Source organism: Acidimicrobiales bacterium (assembly GCA_016794585.1).
Taxonomy (GTDB): domain Bacteria; phylum Actinomycetota; class Acidimicrobiia; order Acidimicrobiales; family DATDAH01; genus JAEUJM01.
Genome location: JAEUJM010000013.1, coordinates 1 through 22,662, shown reverse-complemented (window position 1 = coordinate 22,662; position 22,662 = coordinate 1). Strand labels below are relative to the sequence as shown.

General features: G+C 72.7%; 20 protein-coding genes. 8 read left to right on the top strand and 12 right to left on the bottom strand.

Features of this window, described 5'->3' with window-relative positions; translation table 11 throughout:
- Positions 1 to 82 precede the first annotated feature (82 nt).
- The gene (locus JNK12_05680) at positions 83 to 781 is read left to right on the top strand and encodes a ubiquinone/menaquinone biosynthesis methyltransferase (GenBank protein ID MBL8775397.1); all 699 of its coding nucleotides are present in this window, start codon (positions 83 to 85) and stop codon (positions 779 to 781) included.
- 79 nt (positions 782 to 860) lie between these two features.
- Positions 861 to 2,132, top strand: a complete 1,272-nt coding sequence (locus JNK12_05675; protein ID MBL8775396.1) for an isochorismate synthase — start codon at positions 861 to 863, stop codon at positions 2,130 to 2,132.
- A 160-nt stretch (positions 2,133 to 2,292) separates the two neighbouring features.
- Here the strand turns inward: JNK12_05675 and menD are convergent, their stop codons facing one another.
- Positions 2,293 to 4,002 (bottom strand): 2-succinyl-5-enolpyruvyl-6-hydroxy-3-cyclohexene-1-carboxylic-acid synthase, encoded by a 1,710-nt coding sequence (gene menD, locus JNK12_05670; GenBank protein ID MBL8775395.1) that lies wholly within the window; start codon positions 4,000 to 4,002, stop codon positions 2,293 to 2,295.
- A 271-nt stretch (positions 4,003 to 4,273) separates the two neighbouring features.
- Between menD and JNK12_05665 the strand changes: the two genes are divergently transcribed.
- Complete coding sequence (locus JNK12_05665; protein ID MBL8775394.1) at positions 4,274 to 5,035, top strand: alpha/beta fold hydrolase; 762 nt, start codon at positions 4,274 to 4,276, stop codon at positions 5,033 to 5,035.
- 76 nt (positions 5,036 to 5,111) lie between these two features.
- On the opposite strand, the gene JNK12_05660 is transcribed toward JNK12_05665, so the two are convergent.
- A complete protein-coding gene (locus JNK12_05660) occupies positions 5,112 to 5,987 on the bottom strand; it encodes a 1,4-dihydroxy-2-naphthoate polyprenyltransferase (protein ID MBL8775393.1) in 876 nt (291 codons plus the stop codon).
- A 30-nt stretch (positions 5,988 to 6,017) separates the two neighbouring features.
- On the opposite strand from JNK12_05660, the gene JNK12_05655 reads away from it, so the two are divergent.
- A complete protein-coding gene (locus tag JNK12_05655) occupies positions 6,018 to 7,133 on the top strand; it encodes an AMP-binding protein (protein ID MBL8775392.1) in 1,116 nt (371 codons plus the stop codon).
- Between the two features lie 25 nt (positions 7,134 to 7,158).
- On the top strand, positions 7,159 to 9,168 hold the full coding sequence (locus JNK12_05650) for a thioredoxin domain-containing protein (GenBank protein ID MBL8775391.1): 2,010 nt from the start codon (positions 7,159 to 7,161) through the stop codon (positions 9,166 to 9,168).
- 61 nt (positions 9,169 to 9,229) lie between these two features.
- On the opposite strand, the gene JNK12_05645 is transcribed toward JNK12_05650, so the two are convergent.
- The 4 genes from JNK12_05645 to dnaE all read right to left on the bottom strand — a co-directional run bounded on the left by JNK12_05645 (position 9,230) and on the right by dnaE (position 14,866).
- The gene (locus tag JNK12_05645) at positions 9,230 to 9,793 is read right to left on the bottom strand and encodes a hypothetical protein (GenBank protein ID MBL8775390.1); all 564 of its coding nucleotides are present in this window, start codon (positions 9,791 to 9,793) and stop codon (positions 9,230 to 9,232) included.
- A 2-nt stretch (positions 9,794 to 9,795) separates the two neighbouring features.
- Entirely contained in the window at positions 9,796 to 10,398 is a 603-nt protein-coding gene (locus JNK12_05640; GenBank protein MBL8775389.1) for a nitroreductase family protein, read from the bottom strand.
- Positions 10,399 to 10,417: 19 nt separating this feature from the next.
- Entirely contained in the window at positions 10,418 to 11,086 is a 669-nt protein-coding gene (locus JNK12_05635) for a hypothetical protein (protein ID MBL8775388.1), read from the bottom strand.
- 147 nt (positions 11,087 to 11,233) lie between these two features.
- Entirely contained in the window at positions 11,234 to 14,866 is a 3,633-nt protein-coding gene (dnaE, locus tag JNK12_05630; GenBank protein ID MBL8775387.1) for a DNA polymerase III subunit alpha, read from the bottom strand.
- A gap of 149 nt (positions 14,867 to 15,015) precedes the next feature.
- On the opposite strand from dnaE, the gene JNK12_05625 reads away from it, so the two are divergent.
- Positions 15,016 to 15,693 carry an enoyl-CoA hydratase/isomerase family protein gene (locus tag JNK12_05625; GenBank protein ID MBL8775386.1) on the top strand — a complete coding sequence of 226 codons (678 nt, stop codon included), beginning with the start codon at positions 15,016 to 15,018 and terminating at the stop codon, positions 15,691 to 15,693.
- Here JNK12_05625 and JNK12_05620 read toward each other — a convergent pair.
- Together JNK12_05620 and JNK12_05615 are read right to left on the bottom strand one after the other, a co-directional pair.
- Positions 15,690 to 16,208 carry a bacterial proteasome activator family protein gene (locus tag JNK12_05620; GenBank protein MBL8775385.1) on the bottom strand — a complete coding sequence of 173 codons (519 nt, stop codon included), beginning with the start codon at positions 16,206 to 16,208 and terminating at the stop codon, positions 15,690 to 15,692. The genes JNK12_05625 and JNK12_05620 overlap by 4 nt on opposite strands.
- A 17-nt stretch (positions 16,209 to 16,225) precedes the next feature.
- On the bottom strand, positions 16,226 to 17,380 hold the full coding sequence (locus JNK12_05615; GenBank protein ID MBL8775384.1) for an alkaline phosphatase family protein: 1,155 nt from the start codon (positions 17,378 to 17,380) through the stop codon (positions 16,226 to 16,228).
- A gap of 55 nt (positions 17,381 to 17,435) precedes the next feature.
- On the opposite strand from JNK12_05615, the gene JNK12_05610 reads away from it, so the two are divergent.
- The gene (locus JNK12_05610; protein ID MBL8775383.1) at positions 17,436 to 18,005 is read left to right on the top strand and encodes an Rrf2 family transcriptional regulator; all 570 of its coding nucleotides are present in this window, start codon (positions 17,436 to 17,438) and stop codon (positions 18,003 to 18,005) included.
- Positions 18,006 to 18,010: 5 nt separating this feature from the next.
- On the opposite strand, the gene JNK12_05605 is transcribed toward JNK12_05610, so the two are convergent.
- The 4 genes from JNK12_05605 to JNK12_05590 form a co-directional block, all read right to left on the bottom strand.
- A complete protein-coding gene (locus JNK12_05605; protein ID MBL8775382.1) occupies positions 18,011 to 18,928 on the bottom strand; it encodes an RluA family pseudouridine synthase in 918 nt (305 codons plus the stop codon).
- Positions 18,925 to 19,527: a signal peptidase II gene (lspA, locus tag JNK12_05600; protein MBL8775381.1), complete on the bottom strand. Its 603-nt coding sequence runs from the start codon at positions 19,525 to 19,527 to the stop codon at positions 18,925 to 18,927. Before lspA ends, JNK12_05605 begins: the two co-directional genes overlap by 4 nt.
- Positions 19,528 to 19,537: 10 nt before the next feature.
- On the bottom strand, positions 19,538 to 20,239 hold the full coding sequence (locus tag JNK12_05595) for a TraR/DksA C4-type zinc finger protein (GenBank protein MBL8775380.1): 702 nt from the start codon (positions 20,237 to 20,239) through the stop codon (positions 19,538 to 19,540).
- 95 nt (positions 20,240 to 20,334) lie between these two features.
- A complete protein-coding gene (locus tag JNK12_05590) occupies positions 20,335 to 20,697 on the bottom strand; it encodes a YggU family protein (protein ID MBL8775379.1) in 363 nt (120 codons plus the stop codon).
- A 114-nt stretch (positions 20,698 to 20,811) separates the two neighbouring features.
- Here JNK12_05590 and JNK12_05585 point away from each other — a divergent pair.
- Positions 20,812 to 22,662: isoleucine--tRNA ligase (locus JNK12_05585; protein MBL8775378.1), on the top strand; the 1,851-nt coding region annotated here is incomplete at its 3' end.

The window sequence follows — 22,662 nt, the reverse complement described above, 5'->3', positions numbered from 1 at the left end:
GGGGGCCGGTGCCGGTGCTCGTCCACCGAGTCGGAGGTGGACGGTTGGGGGGCCGGGGCGGCCCGCCCGTACGATCGACGCGATGCCCGCAGATGCCGAGCCGCTTCCCGAGGGCGACGAGAAGGTCGTCGCGGTGCGGGAGATGTTCGACACCATCGCCCCCCGCTACGACCTGGTGAACCGGGTCATGACCTTCCGCATGGACGTGGGCTGGCGGCGGCGCACCATCGCCGAGCTCGACCTCGACCCCGGCGCGACGGTGCTCGACCTGGCCGCCGGGACCGGCGACTTCTGCCGCGAGCTCACCGAAGCAGGACTGCGTCCGGTCGGCTTCGACCTCTCGTACGGGATGTTGGCGGCCGCCCGCACCGCCGCCCCGCTGGCCCAGGCCGACGCGCTGCGTCTGCCGGTGCGGACGGGCTCGGCCGACGGGGTCACCTGCGGGTTCGCGCTCCGCAACTTCGTCGAACTGGATCCCTTCTTCGACGAACTCGGCCGGGTCGTCCGTCCCGGCGGTCGGATCGCGCTGCTCGAGGTGGCCGAGCCGCCCAACCCGGTGCTGCGCTGGGGCCACGGCATCTACTTCGGCAAGGTGGTCCCCCGCATCGGCGGTCTGCTGTCCGACCCGGCGGCCTACCGCTACCTGCCCAAGTCGGTGGCCTACCTGCCCGAGCCGGCGATGATGCTGCGGCGCCTCGCCGACGCCGGGTTCGCCCGGGTCGAGCGGCGCCTCCTCACCGTGGGCATCTCGCAGCTCATCACCGCGACCCGGGTGTACTGATGCCTTCGTCGGACCGCTCGACGCGCCGTGCCTCGGCGGGCGCCGGCGGTCGCCGTGACGCGGCGGCGAGGATCTGGACGTGAGCGGGGACCTCTGGGGTCTGCGGGCCGTCACCCGCCGCCTCGACGACGACGTCGACCTGCTGGCCGTCGCCGGTGCGCACGGGATGCTCTTCGAGCAGCGCGGCAGCGGGCTGGCGGCGCGGGGCGAGGCGGTGCGCCTGGAGGTCGCCGGCGGCGCCGATCGAGCGGCCTCCGTGGTCGCCGCCCAGGAGGCGCTCGCGGCAATGGCCGGCGAAGACGACGTGCGCCTGCCCGGCACGGGACCGGTCGCCTTCGGCGCGCTGCCCTTCGATCCCAGCTCGGCAGGCACCCTCGTGGTCCCGGCCCTGGTCGTCGGCCGGGCCGAGGACGGCACCCGCTGGTGCACCACCGTCGGCCGCGACGAGGCCGAGCACGCCGGCGCCGAGGCCCGACTGACCGAGGCCCTCACCGAGCCCGCCAGGTCCTCTGACCCGGTCGGCGGCGAGGCATCGGCCTTCTCGGTGCGACCCGTCCGACCCCCCGCCGCCTGGTGCGCCTCGGTGCAGGAGGCGACCGAACGCATGGCCACAACCGATCTGCACAAGGCGGTGCTGGCCCGGGAGGTCGTGATCGAGGCGGATGCGCCGCTCGACGTGGTGACCATCCTGGACCGCCTCCGCCGCACCTACCCCGGGTGCATGATCAGCTCCATCGACGGCATGGTCGGCGCCAGCCCCGAGCTGCTCGTGTCACGCGTCGGCGACGTCGTGCGATCGCACCCGATGGCGGGCACGACCCCCCGGGGCGGCGATCCCACCGCCGACGCCCGCCTGGCGGCGACGCTCCTGGCATCAGCGAAGGACCGCCACGAGCACCAGCTCACCATCGACATGGTCCACGACACGCTCCTGCCCTTCTGCTCGTACCTGGACGCCGAAGCCGAGCCGTCGGTGGTGCCGGTGGCCAACGTGCAGCACCTCGCCACCCTGGTCGAGGGCCGCCTCTCGGCCCCGGCGGCGTCGGTCCTCGAGCTGGTCGCGGCGCTGCACCCCACACCCGCGGTGTGCGGCGTCCCCCGTGACCTCGCCCTGGCCACCATCGCCGAGCTCGAGCAGCTCGACCGCGGTCGCTACGCCGGCCCGGTGGGTTGGGTGGACGCCGCCGGCAACGGCCGCTGGGCCGTGGGCCTGCGCTGCGCCGAGATCGACGGCCGCACCGCGCGCCTCTTCGCCGGCAACGGCATCGTGGCCGACTCGGACCCAGCCACCGAGCTGGCCGAGACCCGGGCCAAGCTCCAGGCCCTCCTCGGCGCCATCCTCCGCCCGTAGCGCCGGGGCCCGCGAGGCGCCGGGGTGCCGGGGCACCGCGCGCCTGCGGTGGATCCGAGTCTGCGCCCGCCGACTGGCGTCCCGGTCGCCGACGGTGGTCATCGCATGCGGCGTCGAGGCCGACCCGTGGGTGCGTCGTCTGCGAGCGGCGACGCCGTGTTCAGCCGAGGGCCTCGGTGACGGCCTGCGCCACGGCGGCGTGGAGCTCGTCGTGGACGGCGACGTTGGCGGCGCGGTCGGTGCGCACCAGGATCACCTTGGTCCCCGGGCGGCCGGCGACCTCGGTCACGGCCGGCCCGACGTCGGCCTGCGCGGTGAGCACCTGGCACGACAGCCCGTGGGCGGCGACGAGGGCAGGCAGGTCGACGCCGTGGGGGGTGCCGAAGAGCTGCTCGAAGCGATCCGTCGCCAACTGCGTCCCCTGCGGCAGGAACGAGAAGATGCCGCCGCCGTCGTTATCGACCACGACGATCGTCAGGTCGACGTCCCGGGCGCCCAAGGCGAGCAGTGCGTTCGAGTCGTGCAGGAAGGCCACGTCCCCGACGAGCACCGCGGCAGGCGCACCGGTTCCGAGGGCCACGCCCACGCCCGTGGACATCACGCCGTCGATGCCGTTGGCCCCCCGATTGGCGTGCACCCGCAGGCCCGTGCGCGGCATGGCGTACCACTCGACGTCCCGCACGGGCATGGAGGACGAGACGATGAGCTCGGCGCCGTCGGGCAGCGCGGCCAGGACGTCACGGGCGATGGCCGGCTCGGTCGGCTCGTCGTGCGGGGCGAGCGTGGCGACGAGAGCGTCGGCGGCCGCCGCCTCTGCGGCCGCCCAGCGCGCCCGCCAGGCCGGATTGGCGGGCTCGACCCGGTCCACCACCGCGGCCAGAACCGTCTCGGGCACGACGAGCTCGACCTGACCGTCGGGGTCGACCCAACGGCCGCTGCCCCGCGCTGCGACGACCGGCACTCCGGTGAGCCACTGCCCCAGCAGCTTGGACGCAGGCGGCTCCCCGACGCTCAGGACGACCTCCGGCCGCTCCGCAGCGAACTCGGCCACCCGTACGAGCGCGTCGGCGTGGCTCACGACCCCGCCGGTGGCGCCCGCCTCCCAGATGCCGGTCGCACGTGGACCGGCCACGACGGGCCACCCGAGGGCCGCACCGAGGGCCCGGACGGCGCCAGGATCCTCGACGGGGCCTCCGGCGACGATCAGCCCGCGCCGGCCCGACAGAGCGGCGACGAGGTCACCGGAGGCGACCGGTTCGCCCACACCCGCGACGACCCGAGCCCAGGGCGCGCCGTCCGCGCGGCCGGAGGGCAGGTCCCCGGCCCGGCCCACGAGGGGGTCTCGAAAGGCCAGGTTCAGGTGGACCGGTCCGGGACGCGGCCCCGTCGCCTCGGCCACGGCCCGGCACGCGAGCGGCCGCCAGGTGTCCGCCCGCCGCTCGTCGGGCACCTCGGGCGCAGCGAACCACCGCACGGAGCGGCCGTAGAGGTGCACCTGGTCGATGGTCTGGGGGGCGCCGACGTCCTGGAGCTCCGGCGGGCGGTCGGCGGTGCACACGATCATGGGGACGCTGGACAGGCCGGCCTCGACGACGGCCGGGTGGAGCTGGGCGGCGGCGGTGCCGCTGGTGGTGAGCACGACCGCCGGCACCTGCGTCGACAGGCCGATGCCGAGGGCGATGAAGGCTGCCGATCGCTCGTCGTGGACCACCTGGACGTCGAGCCGTCCGTCGGCGGCGAGGGCCAGCGCCATCGGGGTCGACCGGCTGCCGGGGCACACGATGGCGTGGCGCAGGCCGGCCCGCGCCCACTCGTCGACGAGCGTGGCGCAGAACGTCGCCGCGGCGGTCACCTCGGGCCCCTGGGTCACGGCCGCCCAGCCTACGGTTGCGGTCGATGCCCGCCGCCGCCCCGTCCCTCGTGCGCGCCCCGTTCTGGGAACAATCGCGCCGCCGGAGGCGGCCTCACGCTTCCGAGAACCGGGCCGGCATCCGCAGAGTGACCCTGCCGGCGCCCCTCGCGCCGATCTCGGAACGCTCAAACCGCCGGCGGCGGCCTCACGCTTCCCAAAGCCGGGGCGCCGGCCTCCAGACCGCTTGGGCCTGCCGTCCCTCTGTTCTCGGGGAGCAGGCGGCGCCGCGATGAGCGACCAGGCCCTGGCGCACGAGACCCACGGCGCGGGCACCCGCCTCGTGCTCGTGCACGGGTTCACCCAGACCGAGCGCTGCTGGGGACCCGTGGCCGCCGACCTGGCTGCCGACCACAAGGTGGTCCGAGTCGACGCGCCCGGCCACGGGGGGTCCGCCGCGGTCGACGCCGACCTGCCCGCCACGGCCGACCTGCTCGCTACGTTCGGGCCCGGCACCTTCGTCGGCTACTCGATGGGCGGGCGCATGTGCCTCGAGACCGCCCTGCGCCATCCCCACGCGGTCGAGGCCCTGGTGCTGATCAGCGCCACCGCCGGCATCGAGGACGAGGAGGAACGGGCCGCCCGGAGGGCGTCGGACGAGGCGCTCGCCGAACGGATCGAGGCCGCAGGCGTCGACGCCTTCCTCGACCACTGGCTCTCCCTCCCCTTGTTCACCGGACTTCCGCCCGAAGGCCGCTTCGACGCCGAGCGCCGCACCAACACCGCGGCCGGCCTCGCCGCCAGCCTGCGCCTCGCCGGCACCGGCACCCAGCAGCCGTCGTGGGACCGCCTCGCCGAGCTGTCGATGCCAGTGCTCGTCGTCGCCGGCGCCGACGATGCCAAGTTCACCGCCCTCGCCCACCGCCTGGCCGACGCCGTCGGCGCCAACGCCACCCTCGCGATCCTCCCCGGCGCCGGCCACACCACCCACCTGGAGGCGCCCGACGCCTTCCTGGCGGCGCTCCGCCCCTGGCTGGCCGTCCACGGGCGCTGACGGGCCCACCCCCCGTTCCCGGACCACCACGACGCCACTGAAGCCACCAGCGTGGACCCAGAACGGATCCACCTGGTCAGGAGGAGAGGGCGAGACCGAGGGTGAGGAAGGCCCCGAAGACCATCTGGATGCGGCCGGTGGCGCCCAGCACGGGGATGAGCGCCGGCCCGGTGACGCCGCCGAGCACCTGCTCGACGGGCTTGCGCCCGAAGGGGACGGCGGCGAAGGCCACGACCGCGCCGATCTCGCCCTGGCTGGCCACGGGGATCAGGCACAGGAACGCACCGATCAGCAGGATCACGTAGAACCAGCGGGTGCGCAGGTCGCCGAGGCGGACGGCCAGGGTGACCTTGCCGGCGGCGGTGTCGCTGGGGATGTCGCGGAGGTTGTTGACCACCAGGAGCGCCGTGGCGAGGAAGCCGACGGGAACGGCCACCCCGAAGGCGAGCCAGAACAGCTCCTCGGTCTGCACGTAGGCGGAGCCGACGGTGGCCACCAGGCCGAAGAACACGAAGACGAAGACCTCACCGAGACCGGCGTAGCCGTAGGGGCGAGGCCCGCCCGTGTAGAACCAGCCCGCAAGGAAGGACGCCGCCCCGACGACCAGCAGGATCGGGCCCACCGCGACGGTCAACGCGAGGCCGGCGACCGCGGCCACGCCAAACGACAGGAACGCCGCCCGCTTCACCGCACCCGGCGACGCCGCACCGGAGCCGACGAGGCGCATGGGGCCGACCCGGGCCTCGCTGTCGGTGCCGCGGATGCCGTCGGAGTAGTCGTTGGCGTAGTTGGTGGCCACCTGGATGGCGAGGGCGACGACCATCGCGGCGCCGGCCCGCCACCAGATCAGCCCGCCCGGCACGCGCCCCACGGCCGCCGCGGTACCCACCGCCACCGGGACGATGGCCGCCGGCAGGGTCCGAGGCCGTGCGCCGGCCACCCACTTGTTCATGGCGCACCGTTCTACTCGTAGCCTCGGGGGGTGCGCGAGTTGGTGGCGGTCGAGGCCGTGGAAACGGTGGGCGGCGACGCCTTCGCCGACGTGTTGCGCCGCACCTGGGCCGCCGGCGACGCGCTCCTCCCGATCGACCCCCGCTTGCCGCCCCCGGCGGTCGAGCGACTCCTGGACCGCCTCGAGCCCACCGTCGTGATCACCGCCGACGGCACGACCTCCCGGCGCCCGGGGAGGCCGGTCGAGGAGGGCGACGCCGTGGTCGTCCCGACCAGCGGGTCGACCGGCGAGCCCAAGGGCGTCGTGTTGACCCACGACGCCGTGGCCGCCTCCGCGCTCGCGGTCCACCAGGGGCTGGGCATCGACCCCGCCCGCCACCGGTGGCTGTCCTGCCTGCCCCTCGCCCACGTCGCCGGGTTGGCGGTGGTGATGCGCGGCCTCGTCACCGGCACCCCGGTCGTCGTGCACGGCCGCTTCGACGCGTCCGCGGTCGAGGCCGCCGCCCGGGCGGGCGCCACCCACGCCTCGCTCGTCCCCACCGCACTGGGACGCATCGACGCCTCGTTGTTCGAGTGCATCGTGGTCGGCGGAAGCGCCCCGCCCGCCGACCTGCCTCCGAACGTCGTGGCCAGCTACGCCATGACCGAGACGGGGAGCACGGTGGCCTACGACGGCGTGCCCCTCGACGGCGTCGAGCTGCGGGTCGTCGACGGCGAGGTCCAGCTGCGTGGGCCGATGCTGCTGCGGGCGTATCGCGACGGCACCGACCCCAAGGGCGCCGACGGCTGGCTGCCCACCGGTGACGCCGGCGAGCTCGATGCCGACGGGGTCCTGCGGGTGCACGGCCGCACCGGCGACGTCATCGTCACCGGCGGTGAGAAGGTCTGGCCCGTCGCCGTCGAGGAGGCCCTTCGGGTCGCCCCGGGCATCGCCGACGTGGCCGTCGCCGGTGCCCCCGACCCGGAGTGGGGTCACCGGGTGGTCGCCCACGTCGTCCCCGCCGACCCCGCAGCACCCCCGACGCTCGATCAGCTCCGCGCCCTCGCGAAGGCGACCCTGCCGGCGTTCATGGCCCCCCGCGAACTGGTGCTCCACACGGCACTGCCGCGCACGGCGATCGGCAAGATCCGCCGATCGCAGCTCTGAGTGGCCCTCCTCCTAGCCTGAGGTCGTGTCGAACCGCCTCGCCGACGAGACCAGCCCCTACCTGCGCCAGCACCGCGACAACCCGGTCGACTGGTACCCGTGGGGCGAGGAGGCCTTCGCCCGAGCTACGGCCGAGGACAAGCCCATCCTGCTCTCGGTGGGCTACTCCGCCTGCCACTGGTGCCACGTCATGGCCCACGAGTCCTTCGAGGACCCGGCCACCGCGGCGGTCATGAACGAGCTGTTCGTCAACGTGAAGGTCGACCGCGAGGAGCGCCCCGACGTCGACGCCGTCTACATGGACGCCGTCCAGCAGCTCACCGGCCAGGGCGGGTGGCCCATGACCGTCTTCCTGATGCCCGACGGACGCCCCTTCTTCGGCGGCACCTACTTCCCGAACGAGGCCCGCCACGGGATGCCGGCGTTCACCGACCTCTGCCTGGCCGTCGCCGAGCATTGGCGGGACGAGCGCGACGAGCTGCGGTCCAATGCAGAGCAGCTCACCGAGGCCCTCAGCCGCAGCGTCCAGCTCGCCGCCGCCGACGACCTCCCCGGCCGGGAGGTGGTCACCGCCGCCGTCGACCAGCTCGTCGAGCAGCACGACCGCGAGTGGGGCGGCTTCGGCGGCCAGCCCAAGTTCCCGCAGAGCATGAGTCTCGAGTTGCTGCTGCGGGTCCACCACCGCGCCGGCGACCCGGCGCTGCTCGAGGGGGTGACCACCTCGCTCGACGCCATGGCCTCGGGCGGCATCTACGACCACCTCGGGGGCGGCTTCGCCCGCTACTCGGTGGACAACTTCTGGATGGTGCCGCACTTCGAGAAGATGCTCTACGACCAGGCCCTGCTCGCCCGGGCCTACCTCCACGCCTGGCAGGTGACGGGCGAGGAGCGCTACCGCCAGGTGCTCGACGAGACCATCGACTACGTGCGCCGCGACCTGCGCGACCCCGCCGGCGGCTTCCACTCGGCCGAGGACGCCGACTCCGAGGGCGAGGAGGGCAAGTTCTACGTCTGGCGGGCCGAGGAGATCGAGGCCGTGCTCGACCCCGAGACCGCCGCCGCCGTCATCGAGTGGTACGGGGTCACCCGCAACGGCAACTTCGAGGGCTCGAACATCCTCCACCGACCCGCCCGCGGCGATCTGATCCGTCCCGAGGCCGTCGAGCGGGGCCGCGCCGCGCTCCTCGAGGCCCGCAATCAGCGGGTCCGGCCGGGCCTCGACGACAAGGTGCTCACCGAGTGGAACGGCCTCATGCTGGCCACCCTCGCCGAGGCCGCCGCCGCGACGGGTGACGAGCGCTGGCTGGCCGACGCCGTGCAGACCGCCGAGTTCCTGCTCGCCCACCTGCGGGGCGAGGATGGCCGCTGGCTGCGCTCCTGGCAGGCGGGCGCCGACGGACGGCCGGCCCGGGCGCAGCACCTGGCCTACGCCGCCGACCACGCCGCCCTCGTGGACGGCTTCACCCGCCTGGCCGAGGCCAGCGGCGACGCCCGTTGGATCGCCGAGGCCCGGTCGGTCGCCGACGCCCTGCTCGACCTGTTCTGGGACGACGAGGCCGGCGGCGTGTTCACCACCGGCCGCGACGCCGAGGCCCTCATCGCCCGCCAGAAGGACTTCCAGGACAACGCGACCCCGTCCGCCAACAGCGCCGCCGCGCTGGCCCTGCTCCGCCTCGCCGCCCTCACCGGCGAGGCCCGCTACCTCGACGCCGTCGCGGGCATCCTGCGCCTCTTCGGGCCCCTGGCCGGCCGCTACGCCGCCGCCTTCGCCCATCTGCTCGCCGCCGTGGACCTCGCCGACGGCGGCACCACGGAGATCGTGGTCACCGGCGACCGCCCCGACCTCGTGGCCGTCGCCCACGGTCGCTACCTCCCCGACGCCGTGCTGGCCTGGGGTGAGCCCTACGACTCGCCGCTGTGGGCCGACCGCGCCGAAGGCGCCGCCCACGTGTGCCGCGATTTCGCCTGCCTGCTCCCCGTCACCGACCCCGAGGCGCTGGCGGCGCAGCTCGACGGCACCACCGGCTCCCCCTGAACGCACGCGCTCCCGCCCAAGTGCAACGGTGCCAGACACCGTTGCAGGGTGGGAGCTTGGCTCAGGGGCGGAGGCGGAGGTAGGCCTCGCCGCGGGGCGAGAGGCGGTACCCCACCTCCAGGCTCTGGGTGAGGCCGAGCTTCTTCAGCTTGCGCACGTCGGCCTTGAAGGGCAGGCGCTCTCGGCCCAGCAGGTCGGCGAGGTCGCCGGCCCGACGGGCGGGATGGGCCTCGATCAGCTCCAGGGTCTCGAGGGCCCACTCCCCCATCCGATCCAGGCGGCGGGTCAGGTCGGCCACGTCCTCGGCGCTGAGGTCGTCGTCCAGGGGCAGCGCGTCCACCGGCACCTCCCCCACCCGGTGCAGCTCGATGCGGTACACCAGGTCGTCCTCGGAGTCGACCCCGATGGCGGCGAAGAGGGCGGCCCGGTCGACGGACCCACACCGGCGGGCGTCGTCATCGCTGATGGCCGACGCCGGCACCTGCTCGATGGCGTCCACCTCGAGCAGACCACCGCCGCTCTTGTACCGGCCTCCGACCTTGGCCTGCGGGCGGGTCCAGCGCCGCACCGTCAGCGTGATGGCCCCCGAGCGCAGCCCCTCGTGCAGCGCCTGCGGGAACAGCACGCCTACCAGCCCCCCCGGTGGACGTAGTCCTCCAGCGTCGGACGACCCCGGCCCGCCGAGCGCCCCGGGGCGTCGTCGCCGGCCGGGTGGCCGAGGGCGATGGCGCCGATGGGCTCGAGGCCCGGAGGGACGCCGAGTGTGGACAGCACCGCGTCGGCGTGGCGGAAGATCCCGAAGAACAGCGCCCCGAGGCCCTCGTCCTCGGCGGCCAGCAGGATGCTCATGGCCGCGAAGGCGGTGTCGACCGTCCAGTACGGCGTGGGCCACGCCGCTTCCCCCGCGCCCAGCCCGGTGCGGGCCTTGTCCTCCTCGGCGTAGCGGGCCACATAGGCCCCGGGCTCGGCGAGGGGCAGGACCAGCACCGGGGCGTCCAGCAGGCGGGGCCACCGGAAGGCCTCCCGACGCTCGACCGGCAAGGTGACGTCCCAGTACCGGGCCGTCTGCTCGGGACCCTCCAGGACGACGAGGTGGGTGCCGGCGGTGTTGCCCGCCGCCGGGGCGCGCCGACCGGCGTCGAGGACGCGGTCGAGCAGGTCGGGCGCGATCGGGTCAGGGGCGAAGGACCGGCACATGCGCCGGCCGGTCACGACCTCCCGGAACTCCACCGGGGCCGGAGGATGCCGCTCAGGCGAGCTTGGCGAGGTCTTCGGCCATGGCCCAGCCGAAGGCCACGAGCGAGTCGCCCCGGTCCGCCTGGTGGTCGCCGAAGAAGGCCGCCACGTCGGCCGGGATGGCCTCGGGCTTCAGGCTCTCGTGGTCGAGCACACACGGGAAGGTGCCGTCGCCCACGGCGAGGAAGGTGCGGTCGTCGTAGCTGTCGGTGTCGATGCCGAAGCGCTTGGCGAGGCGCCGTCCCCACGCCCGGTCCTCACCCGAGGGCTTGTAGTCGGGCCGGGGCACCACGTCGTCGAGGTTCTTGAAGGCCTCGAAGCCCGACGCGTCGAATAGGCGGGTGCCCACGAGCACGTCCTCGTCCGGGAAGGCCAACACGGCCCGGCGCAGCTGGTCGGCCATGATGGCGCGCAGCACCGAGTCACGCTTGGACGTGCGCCGCACCGAGGCGAGCCCGATGAGCACGCTGGGGGTGCCGCCGATGCGCTCGAGGGTGCTGAAGGAGAAGCCCTTCAGGCGGCTCCCCTCCCGGGTCATCGTGATCAGCACCCACTCCTCGGCCTGCTTCGAGAGCAGCCCGGCCTCGAAGCGGCTCGGCCCGTCGGCACAGATGTCGGCCATCTCCGCCAGCTCGGCGTCGCTCAGTGCGGTGCAATCCTTCGTCTCAACCTCAATGGCCATGCGCTGCTGAGCCCCCGACGTGCTGTGGAACGGTCCCCTCTAGTCCAGCGTGATCCGAGGGCAAGCGCAACTCGCGGCCGATGGGCAGCGACAGCAGCGCGTCAGACGCGGCAGGCCGACGTGTCGTCAGCGGGGGTCGATCCGGCCTCAGACGATGACGGCGTCGGGGCCCAGGAGCACCCGCAGCTCGGCCAACAAGGTGTTGGAGGTCTCGACGCAGAAGTCCGGGGGCAGGCGCACGGTCTGACGCGGGCTGAGGGCGATGAAGACCTCGGAATCGCCGGGGTGCTCGTGCAGGAGGTCTTTCAGCCGCTCGACGAGGCCCGGCTGGAGGCCGTTGGGGCTGAGGGCGATGCGCAGCGCCGGTGCGGTGGTGACCGGCTCGAACACGTCGATGTCCATCGCGATGAGCTTGGGGGTGTCGTCGCGCTTGTCGACCCTCCCCTTGACGCAGACGACCACGTCGTCGGCGAGCTTGTGGCCGTGCTCGAGCATGGTCTTCGGGAAGACCATGACCTCGGTGGACGAACGCAGGTCCTCCAGGGTGAACACCGCCATGAGGTCGCCCTTCTTGGTCCACTTCTTCTGGAGGGCCGTGACGACGCCACCGAAGGTGCGCATGGTGCCGTCGTCCATCTCGGCGAGCTCGTCGAGGCCGGCGTCGGTGCGCCGGCGCAGGGACGCCTCGGCCCCCATCAGCGGATGGTCGCTGACGTAGAGCCCGAGCATCTCCTTCTCGAAGGCCAGCTGCTGGCGCTTGTCGAAGTGCAGGTCGGGGATCTTGGGGCGCTCGTCGAAGCCGGTGCCGCCGTCGTCACTGGCCTCCCCGAAGAGGGTCATCACGCCCATGTCGCGCTCGCGGCGCCGGGCCACGGTGATGTCGACGATGCGCTCGTAGACCGTGAGCAGCCCCTTGCGGGGGTGGCCCATCGAGTCGAACCCGCCGGCCTTGATGAGCGACTCGATGGTGCGCTTGTTGAGCACCGCGGTGTCGACGCGCTCGCAGAAGTCGTAGAAGTCGGCGAAGGGCCCGTTGGCCTCGCGCTCCTCGACGATGAGGGCGACCAGGCCCTCGCCGACGTTGCGCACCGCGGACAGCCCGAAGGGGATGGCGTCGGGCAGCGGCCGCGGCGGCTCTCCCTCGACCGGTGACGGCTCGGTGCGATCCACCAACGCGGTGAAGTTGGACTGGGACACGTTGACGTCGGGCACCAGGACGGGGATGCCCATCTGGCGGCACTCGTTCAGGTAGACCGCGGCCTTCTCGAGCGACGTCTTGACGCTGGTGAGCAACGCGGCCAGGTACTCGACCGGGTAGTGCGCCTTGAGGTAGGCGGTCTGGTACGCCACCAGGCCGTAGCCGTACGCATGGCTCTTGTTGAACGCGTAGTCGGCGAAGGGCTCGATGATGTCGAACAACGTGGTGCCGAGCTGCTCGCCGTAGCCCTGCTGCTCGCAGCCGGCCACGAACTTCTCGCGCTCCTTGACGATGAGCTCGCGCTTCTTCTTGCCGCAGGCCTTGCGCAGGTTGTCGGCCTCCGCCAGCGAGAAGCCGGCGATGTTCTGCGCCACCCGCATCACCGACTCCTGGTAGATCATGAGCCCGTAGGTGTCGCCCAGGATGGCCTCGAGGTCGGGGTGCTCGTAGGTGATGTCCTTGCGGCCGTTCTTGCGGTCGGCGTAGTCGTTGTGCATGTTCGCCGACATGGGTCCTGGCCGGTAGAGGGCCACGAGGGCGGCGACGTCGTCGAACGAGGTGGGGGCGAGCGAGCGCATGAGGGCGCGCATGGGGCCGCCCTCGAGCTGGAACACGCCGATCGAGTCCCCTGCCTGGAGCATGGTGAAGGTCTTCTCGTCGTCGAGGGGGAGATCGTCGATGTCGAGGTCGACGCCGCGGATCTCCTTGACCATCTCGACGGTGTCGGACAGGACGTCGAGGTTGCGCAGGCCGAGGAAGTCCATCTTGAGCAGGCCGAGGTCCTCGACGCCGTGCATCTCGTACTGGGTGACGACGGGGGCGTCCTCGGGCTCCTGGCCCGATTCGGGCTTGCGCTGGATGGGCAGGTAGTCGGTCAGCTCGTCCTTGGTGATCACCACCGCGGCCGCGTGGATGCCGTCCTGGCGCCGCAGGTTCTCGAGGCCGCGGGCCACGTCGATGACCGACTTGGCGTCGGCGTCGGTCTCGTACAGCGCCCGGAGGTCGCCGGCCATCTTGAAGCCGTCGGTGTACTTCTCGTGCTCGTCGAGGCAGGCCCACAGGGGGGTGTCGCGCCCCATGATGAGCGGTGGCATCAGCTTGGCGATCTTGTCGCCCACGACGTACGGGTAGCCGAGCACCCGGGCGGCGTCGCGCACGGCCGCGCGCGCCTTGATGGTGGAGAAGGTGACGATCTGGGCCACGTGGGTGCGGCCGTAGCGCTCCGCGGCGTAGCGGATCATCTCGTCCCGGTAGCGGGAGTCGAAGTCCATGTCGATGTCGGGCATGGAGATGCGCGACGGGTTGAGGAAGCGCTCGAAGAGCAGGTCGTACTTGATGGGATCGAGGTCGGTGATGCGCAGGCAGTAGGCCACGCAGCAGCCAGCGGCGCTGCCTCGACCCGGGCCCACCCGGATGTTGGCGTCCCGGGCGTGGCGGATGAGGTCCCACGTGATCAGGAAGTACTGCGAGAACCCCATGTTGTTGATGGTCTCGAGCTCGTAGGCGATGCGCTCGACGACCTTGTCGGGAAGGGGCCACCCCCATCGCTCCTTGGCGCCCTCGAAGGTGAGGTGCTTGAGGTACTCGGCCGCGGCCTTCTCGCGCAGGGCGTCGGCGGCGGACTCGTCGAGCAGTCCCAGCTCGACGCCCGAGAGGTCGGGGGCGAACTCGGGGGGCAGGGGGAACACCGGCAGCTGCGGCTTGCCGAAGTCGATCTCGACCTCGCAGCGCTCGGCGATCCAGAGGCTGTTGTCGCAGGCCTCGGGCACCTCGCGGAAGAGGGTGCGCATCTCGGCCGCGCTCTTGAGGTAGTGGCCGTCGCCGTGGAACTTGAAGCGGTCGGGGTCGCTCACCAGCGCCCCGGTCTGGACGCAGAGCAGCGCGTCGTGCGCCTTGGCGTCGTCGCGGTGGGTGTAGTGGCTGTCGTTGGTGGCCAGCAGCGGCGCGTCGAGCTGGCGGGCGATCTCGATGAGCTGGGGGTTGGTCCGGGTCTGCTCGGGGATGCCGTGGTCCTGGAGCTCGACGAACACGTTGTCGCGGCCGAAGATGTCCTGGAGGCGGCCGGCCTTCTTCAGTGCGGACTCGAAGTCGTCCTGGAGCAGGGACTGCAGCACGTGGCCGCCGAGGCAGCCCGTGGTGACGATGACGCCCTCGCTGTGGCTCTCGAGCAGCTCCCAGTCGACCCGGGGCTTGTAGTAGTACCCCTCGAGGAAGGCCCGGCTGGCCAGCTGGATGAGGTTCTTGTACCCGGTGTTGTTCTCCGCCAGGGCGATCAGGTGGTAGTAGAGCTTGCGGCCACCCTCGGTGTCGCCACCGGAGTCGTCCTGGCGCCCACGGCGGGGCGGGCGCTCGTGGCGGCTGTCGTAGGCCTGGTAGAGCTCGCTGCCGATGATGGGCTTGATGCCCTGGTCACGGCATTCCCGGTAGAAGTCCAGGACGCCGTACATGTTGCCGTGGTCGGTGATGCCGAGGGCGGGCTGTCCGTCGGCGGCGGCCGCGGCCACCACCTCGCCGATGCGGGACGCACCGTCGAGCATCGAGAATTCGGTGTGGGTGTGGAGGTGGGTGAAGGAATCAGGCACCCGACGGGGGCTCCTTTGGCACTGGTGCGGTGGCCAAAATGGCCGATACTGCTGTCCACACACGGTCCACAAGCGTCATCCCCAGCCTGGGGATGAGTTACATCCGTGTGATTCGCCACGGTAGCCGAACGAGAGGAACGCTGCCTCCGATGTCCCGCCCCCTCCGTGAGGAGCGACCCGCCGACGGCGTGGCCGTGCTCACCCTCGACCGCCCGGACCGGCGCAACGCCCTCTCCATCGAGCTGCGTGACGCCCTGAGCGACACCTTCGACGTCCTCGCCGCCGACGAGACCGTGCGCTGCGTCGTGCTCACCGGCGCCGGCTCCACCTTCTCGGCGGGGTTCGACCTCGGCGAGTTCACTGCGGCAGCCGAGGACCCGGCACTCGCCGAGCGCCTCTGGGCCTCGAGCGACCGCTACCACGCCACGGTGCTGCGGTTCCCCCTCCCCGTCGTGGCCGCCGTCAACGGCCCCGCCATCGCCGGCGGCTTCGACCTCGCGGTGCTCTGCGACGTGCGCATCGGGGCGGACACGGCCCGCTTCGCCCACCCCGAGCGGACGTTCGGCCCGGTCGTCTACTCGCCCTTGCGGGAGCTGGTGGGCGGGGCCACGGCGCGCGACCTGTGTCTCACCGGGCGCGAGATCGACGCCGCCGAAGCCCACCGGCTCGGCCTGTTGCGGGCCGTCATGGCCCCGGATCGTCTGCTCGGCGAGGCCCTCGCCGTCGCCGAGGCGACCGCCGCCGCGCCGCGGGAGCTGCTGATGACGACCAAGGCCAAGATCCTGCGCTTCGCCGGCATCGAGGCCGGCGCCACCCTCGATCTCTAGAGGTACTGGCCGGCCGGGCCGGCGTGCTCGGGCTCGGCGCCGGGCGGGAGCTGGCCGCGCATGCCGTCGAGCTGCTGTCGGGCGGCCACCTGCTGAGCGAACAGGGTGGCCTGGATGCCGTGGAAGAGGCCCTCGAGCCACCCCACCAGCTGGGCCTTGGCCACGCGGAGCTCCGCCTCGCTCGGCACCTCGTCCTCACCGAAGGGCGGCGAGAGCCGGTCCAGCTCGGCCTGGAGGTCGGGCGACAGCGCCGAGGCCAGCTCGCGCACCGACGTCTCGTAGATCTCCTTGACCCGCTCGCGGCTGGGCTCGTCGAGATCGGTCGAGCGCACCTCCTCGAGGAGCTGCTTGATCATCGAGCCGACCCGCATCACCTTGGCGGGCTCGGAGACGGACTCGCGGGGACCGTCGTCGTCGCCGTCGGGACCGGCGGGCACCTCGCTGTCAGGCAGGACGATCTCGCCCCGCTCGACGGCGGGGTCGGTGGAGCTCGGCTGGTCGGGCGTGTCGGACATGGCTCCTTCCTACCGCGTCAACCGGCTGCTGCGGCGAGCAACGGCACGCGCATCTCGGCGGAGGTGAGCGACCCGTGGCGACCGACGAGCTCGAACACGCCCGAGTCGGCCGGGTCGGAGAACGAGATGTCCTCCCGGGCCACGAGGGCCACGTCGCCGAGACGACCCCGAGCCGCCGCGGTCAGGGTGGGCCCGAACCAGCCTTCCATCTCGATCTCGGCGAGCGTGCGCACCCATGCCTGCTCGCCGTGGCAGGAGCGAGCGGCCTCGGCGAGAGCGTGCTCGTGGCCGGGCACGGCGTGGAGCCAACGGAAGCGCCCCTCCCCCGACTGCTGACGCACGTGGCTCAGCACCTCGGGGTCGGGGGCCACGATGTTGTCGCCGACGTCGACCTGACCGTGGTCGGCCGTGACCACGAGGACGGCGCCGGCCGGGAGCGCCGCGAGGAGGTCGCCCACGAGGCGGTCGGCGAAGGCCAGCTCGGCGTCGTAGTGCTCGCGAAGGCCGTACTCGTGCGACACCTTGTCGATCCCGTCGTAGTACACGTACACGAACGGCTCGCCGGCGCCGGCGAGGCGGCGCACCTCGGTGACCAGGGTGGAGGGCATGCGGTACCCGGTGAAGCGCACCTGGTGCAGGTGGGCCTGGGTGAAGCCGGTGTCGACGAACTCGGCGCGGGTGACCACGGGCGGGCGCTGGGCGCCGAAGGCCGGGGCCGACTGCACCGAGCGAGGCTCGATGCGCTTGCGGGCGTCCCCCGAGGCGGTGCTCCACCGCAGGATGTTCAGCACGTCGCCCTGCTCGAGGATCCGGTAGCCCACCACACCGTGCTCGCCCGGGGCGGTGCCGGTGGCCAGGGAGGTGAGGGCAGTGGCGGTGGTGCTCGGGGCCACGGTCAGGATGTCGGCGCCGGCCATGGCGCTCAGGTTGGGGGCCAGATGGCGGCGGGCCTCGAGCTGGTCCCACCCGAGCCCGTCGAGCAGGAGCAGGACCACCTGGTCGGCCTCGGCCGCCACGGAGGGCAACCAGGACGGCGTGGTCTCGCCCGGCTCGAGCAGGGCGGGGACCACGTTGCTCAGACAGGCGCCCCCGTAGTCGGGGACAAGTGGATGATCGCCCACCTCGGTCCTTTCGAGGCCGGCCTCGGGCGGCCGGTCGTGCTCACACTCCATCACCTCCGCCCGCCGTCGGCCAGTTCTGCGGGCGGGTGGTCCTACGATGGCGGGCGTGAAGGTGTCGACCCGGGGTGATTACGCCAGCCGTGCGCTGCTGTCGCTGGCCCTGCACTCGGCGGGCGAGGGGCCGACGTCGGTACGCGACATCGCCGAGCGCACCGGCCTCCCCCAGCCGTACCTCGAGCAGATCCTCCTCGCCCTGAAGGGCGCCGGTCTCGTGCGCTCGAAGCGGGGCGTCGGCGGCGGGTACGTGCTGGCCCGCTCCCCCGAGGAGATCAGCCTCTCCGACATCGTGAGCGCGGTCGACGGACCCATCGTCGCCGGTGACTTCGGCGAGCCCCACACCAACGGGGCGTGCGACCACGAGGGCCAGTGCGTGCTGCTCGCCATCTGGGGCGACGCCGGTGAGCACATGCGCCGGTTCCTCGACTCCTACCACCTCGCCGACCTGGCCGGGATGACCAAGGGCCAACTGCCCTGGCCCGGCGCGGACGACGCCGACGAGACGGGCGGGTCGGACGAGACGGGCGAGACGGGAGGGTCAGGCGAGACCGCCGAGATGGACGACGCTGCGCTCGCCACCCCCGAGGCCGATCCCGAGCCCGACCTCACCGAGGTCTGAACGCACTACGACAGGCGCTCGAGCACCTCGCTGAAGTCGGGCGGCAAGGGCGATTCGAAGGCGACGTGCTCGCCCGTGGCCGGGTGGCTGAAGCCGAGGGTGGCGGCGTGCAACAGGGGGCGCCCAGTCGGGAGCGACTGCCGCGCCCCGCCGTACTGGTCGTCGCCCACGACCGCGTGGCCGATGGCGGAGAGGTGCACCCGGATCTGGTGGGTGCGTCCCGTCTCGAGCCGACAGGCGATGAGCGCGGTGTCCACGGGGTGGGCGAAGCGCTCCTGGACCTCGAAGCGGGTGCGGGCCTCACGCCCCGATGCCGAGACGGTCATGCGGGTCGGGCGACGCACGGACCGCCCGATCGGCGCGTCGATGAGGCCGGCCTCGTCCTCGGGGTGGCCCCACACCAGCGCCAGGTAGCGGCGCTCGACGGTGCGGGAGCCGAACTGGTCGACCAGCGACCCGTAGGCCTCGGGGTTCTTGGCCACCACCAGCAGCCCGGACGTCCCGTGGTCGAGGCGGTGCACGATGCCGGGCCGGGCGGGGTCGCCCACGCCCGCGAGGCCCGGGGCGTGGGCCAGGGCCCCCTGCACGAGGGTGCCGCGGTCATGGCCGGCGCCAGGGTGCACCACCAGGCCGGCGGGCTTGTCCACCACGAGCACGCTGTCGTCCTCGAACACGATGGTCAGCTCGACCGACGGGTCCGGCTCGCAGCCGACGGGGGTGTCCTCGACCTCCGGCACGGTGACGACCTGGCCCGCCTCGACCCGCGTCGACCGGGTGGTGACGGGCTTCCCGTCCACCAGCACCGATCCGGCCGCCACGAGCGCTGCCGCGGTCGACCGGCTGCAGCCGGTCACGAAGGACACGACACGGTCGACCCGCTCGCCGTCCAGGGCCTCCGGGACGACCTGCTCCTCCGCGCTCACCGGGAGGGCTCGGTGCGGTGCCCGTCGTCCGCGTCCCCGGCCGCCGGCGCGCCCTGAGGATCGGGTGCGTCGCCGCTCGCGTCGCCCGAGGGCGCCGCGTCATCGGACTCGTCGCGGTCCCTTCCGCTGAAGCCGGCGCTGAGCACGAGCAGGATGCCGCCGACCACGACCGCGCTGTCAGCGACGTTGAAGATCGGCCACCACTGGAGGTCGACGAAGTCCACGACCGCACCCCCGAGGAACCCGCCCGGCCCGTCGCGCAGCAGCCGATCGGTGAGGTTGCCCACCGCCCCACCCACGATGAGGCCGACGGCGACCGCGCTCAGCTTCGACGTCGCCGATCGACCCGTCCAGAGCAGCGCGGCGATGAGCAGCACGGCGAGGACTGCGATCACCGGCCCGAAGCCCGTCCCGCGGCTGAACGCGGCGCCGCTGTTGAACGCGAGGTTGAAGCGGAGGCTCCCGATGAGGTCGATGGTTCGGCCGTCGGACAGCCGCTCGACCGCCCACGACTTCGACAGCTGGTCGGCGGCGAGCACCGCGACCGCGACCGAACCCATGAGCACGAGATGGCGGCCGGAGCCGCGGCCATCAGCCATGGGCACCGCCTCAGAGGCGGCCGAGGCCGCCCGCTTTGCAGTCGATGCAGAGCGCCGCGTGCGGGAGTGCCTCCAGCCGGGGCTTGCCGATGTTCTTGCCGCACCGCTCGCAGATGCCGTAGGTGCCGTCGATGAGTCGCTGGAGCGCCGCATCGATCTCGTCGATGGCGGCCCGGGCCTGGGCGCTCAGGGCGAGGTCACGCTCACGCTCGACCGCGAGGGTGTCGCCTTCACCGGACTCCTCGTCGAACTGGACGTCACCGGGCTCGCGCTCGGCCGCGAGCTGATCGGCCTCGGCCTGGAGCGAGTCGGCCTGTCGCTCGTAGGTGGCGCGCTCGGCCAGCAGGTCCTCCCGCCGCTTGGTCTGGAAGGCGTCGAGCTTGGCCGGGGCCTTCTTCGCCGCGGGCGTGACCCGCTTGCGGGCGGCCTTCGCCGACTTCTTGGCCGGCGCCTTGGCGGCGGGCGTCTTGGTGGCTGCGGTCGCCTTCTTGGCGGCCGGCGCCGCCTTCTTGGCGGCCGGCGCCGCCTTCTTGGCGGCCGGCGCTGCCTTCTTGGCCGGCGTCTTGGAGGCCGAGGCCTTCTTCACGGGGGATTCCTTTGCGGACGGCGCGGCCTTCTTGGCGGGCGCCTTCTTGGTGGATGTCGTCTTCTTCGCCGTCGCACCCTTGGTGGCGCGCGTCGACTTCGCTTCGGCTGCAGTGGCTCTCGGCATGGAACTCCGATCCTCGTCGAGCCCTCCGGCGCCGCCCTCCGGTCAGGACCTGGCGGGCAAAAGGTGCCGGACTGTACGCCAGAGACCGTCGGAGGTCAAGGTTGGGTCGTGGGTGGACGTGGCTCTCGAACGCCACGGCCGGGGACGCTATTCCCGGTGTCGAGGGCCGCCTCGATGAGCCGGTCGACCTCCTCGGGGTCGACGCCGGTGATGCGGAAGCGCTTCTGTCGGCTCTTGCCGCCGCTGACCAACGCCACGTCCTTGTCCTTCACCCCGAACTGCTCGGCCAGCAGCGCGGCGATGGCCGCGTTGGCTCGGTCGTTGACCGGGGGCACCGCCACACGGACCTTCAACGCGTCGCCGTGGCGGCCCACGACGTGCGACCGGCCCGCACCCGGCTGGGCGTGGACGGCGATGAGCACCCCACCGTCGTCGTCCAGCTCGTACACGCTGCTCATGGGGACGCCTCCTCGCTCGGCGAGCTGCTCACGGTGGCTCCTCGGGGTCGGCGGCACCGAATGATGCGGCCGACGCGCCGTACCGGGCGCGCCACCTCTTACTCTAAGGGCGCTATGGCGTTCGGCCCCGTGGATCCTCAACTCGACCTCCCCGCCCTCGAGGCGCGTACGGCGGCCCGCTGGTCGGACGGCGACGTGGTGGCCGAGGTCGCCCGCCTCCGCAAGGACGGTGTGCCCTGGATCTTCTACGAGGGACCGCCCACCGCCAACGGCCGACCGGGCCTGCACCACGTCTGGGCACGCGTCTACAAGGACATCTTCCCCCGCTTCCAGACCATGCGCGGCCGCAAGGTGCCCCGCAAGGGCGGCTGGGACTGCCACGGCCTCCCCGTCGAGCTCGAAGTGGAGAAGGAGCTGGGCCTCGCCACCAAGGCCGACATCGAGGCCTACGGGGTCGCCGAGTTCAACGCCCGCTGCCGTGCCTCGGTGCACCGCTACGTGGAGGACTGGACGGCCCTCACCGACCGATCGGGCACGTGGATCGACACCGCCGACGCCTACTGGACGCTCGACAACACCTACGTCGAGTCGGTGTGGTGGCTGGTCAAGCAGATGTGGGACAAGGGCCTCCTCTACGAGGGTCACCGCGTCTCCCCCTACTGCCCCCGGTGCGGCACCGCGCTCTCCTCGCACGAGGTGGCCCAGGGCTACCAGGACGTCGTCGATCCCTCGATCTACGTGCGCTTCCCCGTCACCGGCCGCCCCGACGACGACCCGGTCGACCTCCTCGTGTGGACGACGACGCCGTGGACACTTCTCTCCAACGTGGGCGTGGCCATCGGCCCCGACATCGCCTACGTCCGGGTCCACACCGACGACGACCGCCCCGACCTGGTGATGGCCGAGGCCGCGGCGTCGCGCCGGTACCCCGAGGCCCCGGTGGTCGAGCGCTACACCTCGGCCGACCTGGCCGGCTGGCGCTACGAGCGCCCGTTCACCCTGCTCGAGCTCGACGACCGCGGCGCCCGGGTCGTCACCGCCGACTACGTCACCACCGACGACGGGTCCGGCCTCGTCCACACCGCGCCGGCGTTCGGCGAGGAGGACGCCGCCACCGGGCGGGCGCACGACCTGCCCGTGCTGAACCCGGTCGGGCCCGATGGGGCCTTCACCGCCGAGATCACGCCCTGGGCGGGCCAGTTCGTCAAGGACGCCGATCGCGGGATCATCGAGGACCTCACCGCCCGTGGCCGCCTCGAGGCCGAGGAGGCGTACGAACACGCCTACCCACACTGCTGGCGCTGCGGGACGCCCCTGCTCTACTGGGCCAAGACCTCGTGGTTCGCCCGCACCTCCGAGCGCCGCGCCGACCTCCTTCGGGAGAACGAGGTCATCGGCTGGCACCCGGAGCACCTCAAGCACGGCCGCTTCGGCAAGTGGCTCGAGGGCAACGTGGACTGGGCACTGTCCCGCGACCGCTACTGGGGCACGCCGCTGCCCGTATGGCGCTGCGAGGCCGGCCACGACACCTGCGTGGGCTCGGTGGCCGAGCTGGCCGAGCTGGCCGATCAGGACCTGTCCGAGCTCGACCTGCACCGCCCCTACGTCGACGAGGTCGGCTTCGCCTGTCCGGTCGATGGCTGCGACGCGCCCGCCAGCCGCTTGGCACCCGTGCTCGACGCCTGGTTCGACTCTGGCTCGATGCCGTCCGCACAGCACCACCACCCGTTCGCCACCGACGACCACTTCTCGGAGGCGTTCCCCGCCGATTTCATCTGCGAGGCCATCGATCAGACCCGGGGCTGGTTCTACTCGCTGCTCGCGGTCAACACCCTGGTGTTCGACCGGACGCCGTACCGCAACGTGGTGTGCCTCGGGCACATCGTCGACGAGCACGGGGCGAAGATGTCCAAGTCCAAGGGCAACGTCATGGACCCCTGGGACCTCTTCGACCGCTTCGGGGCC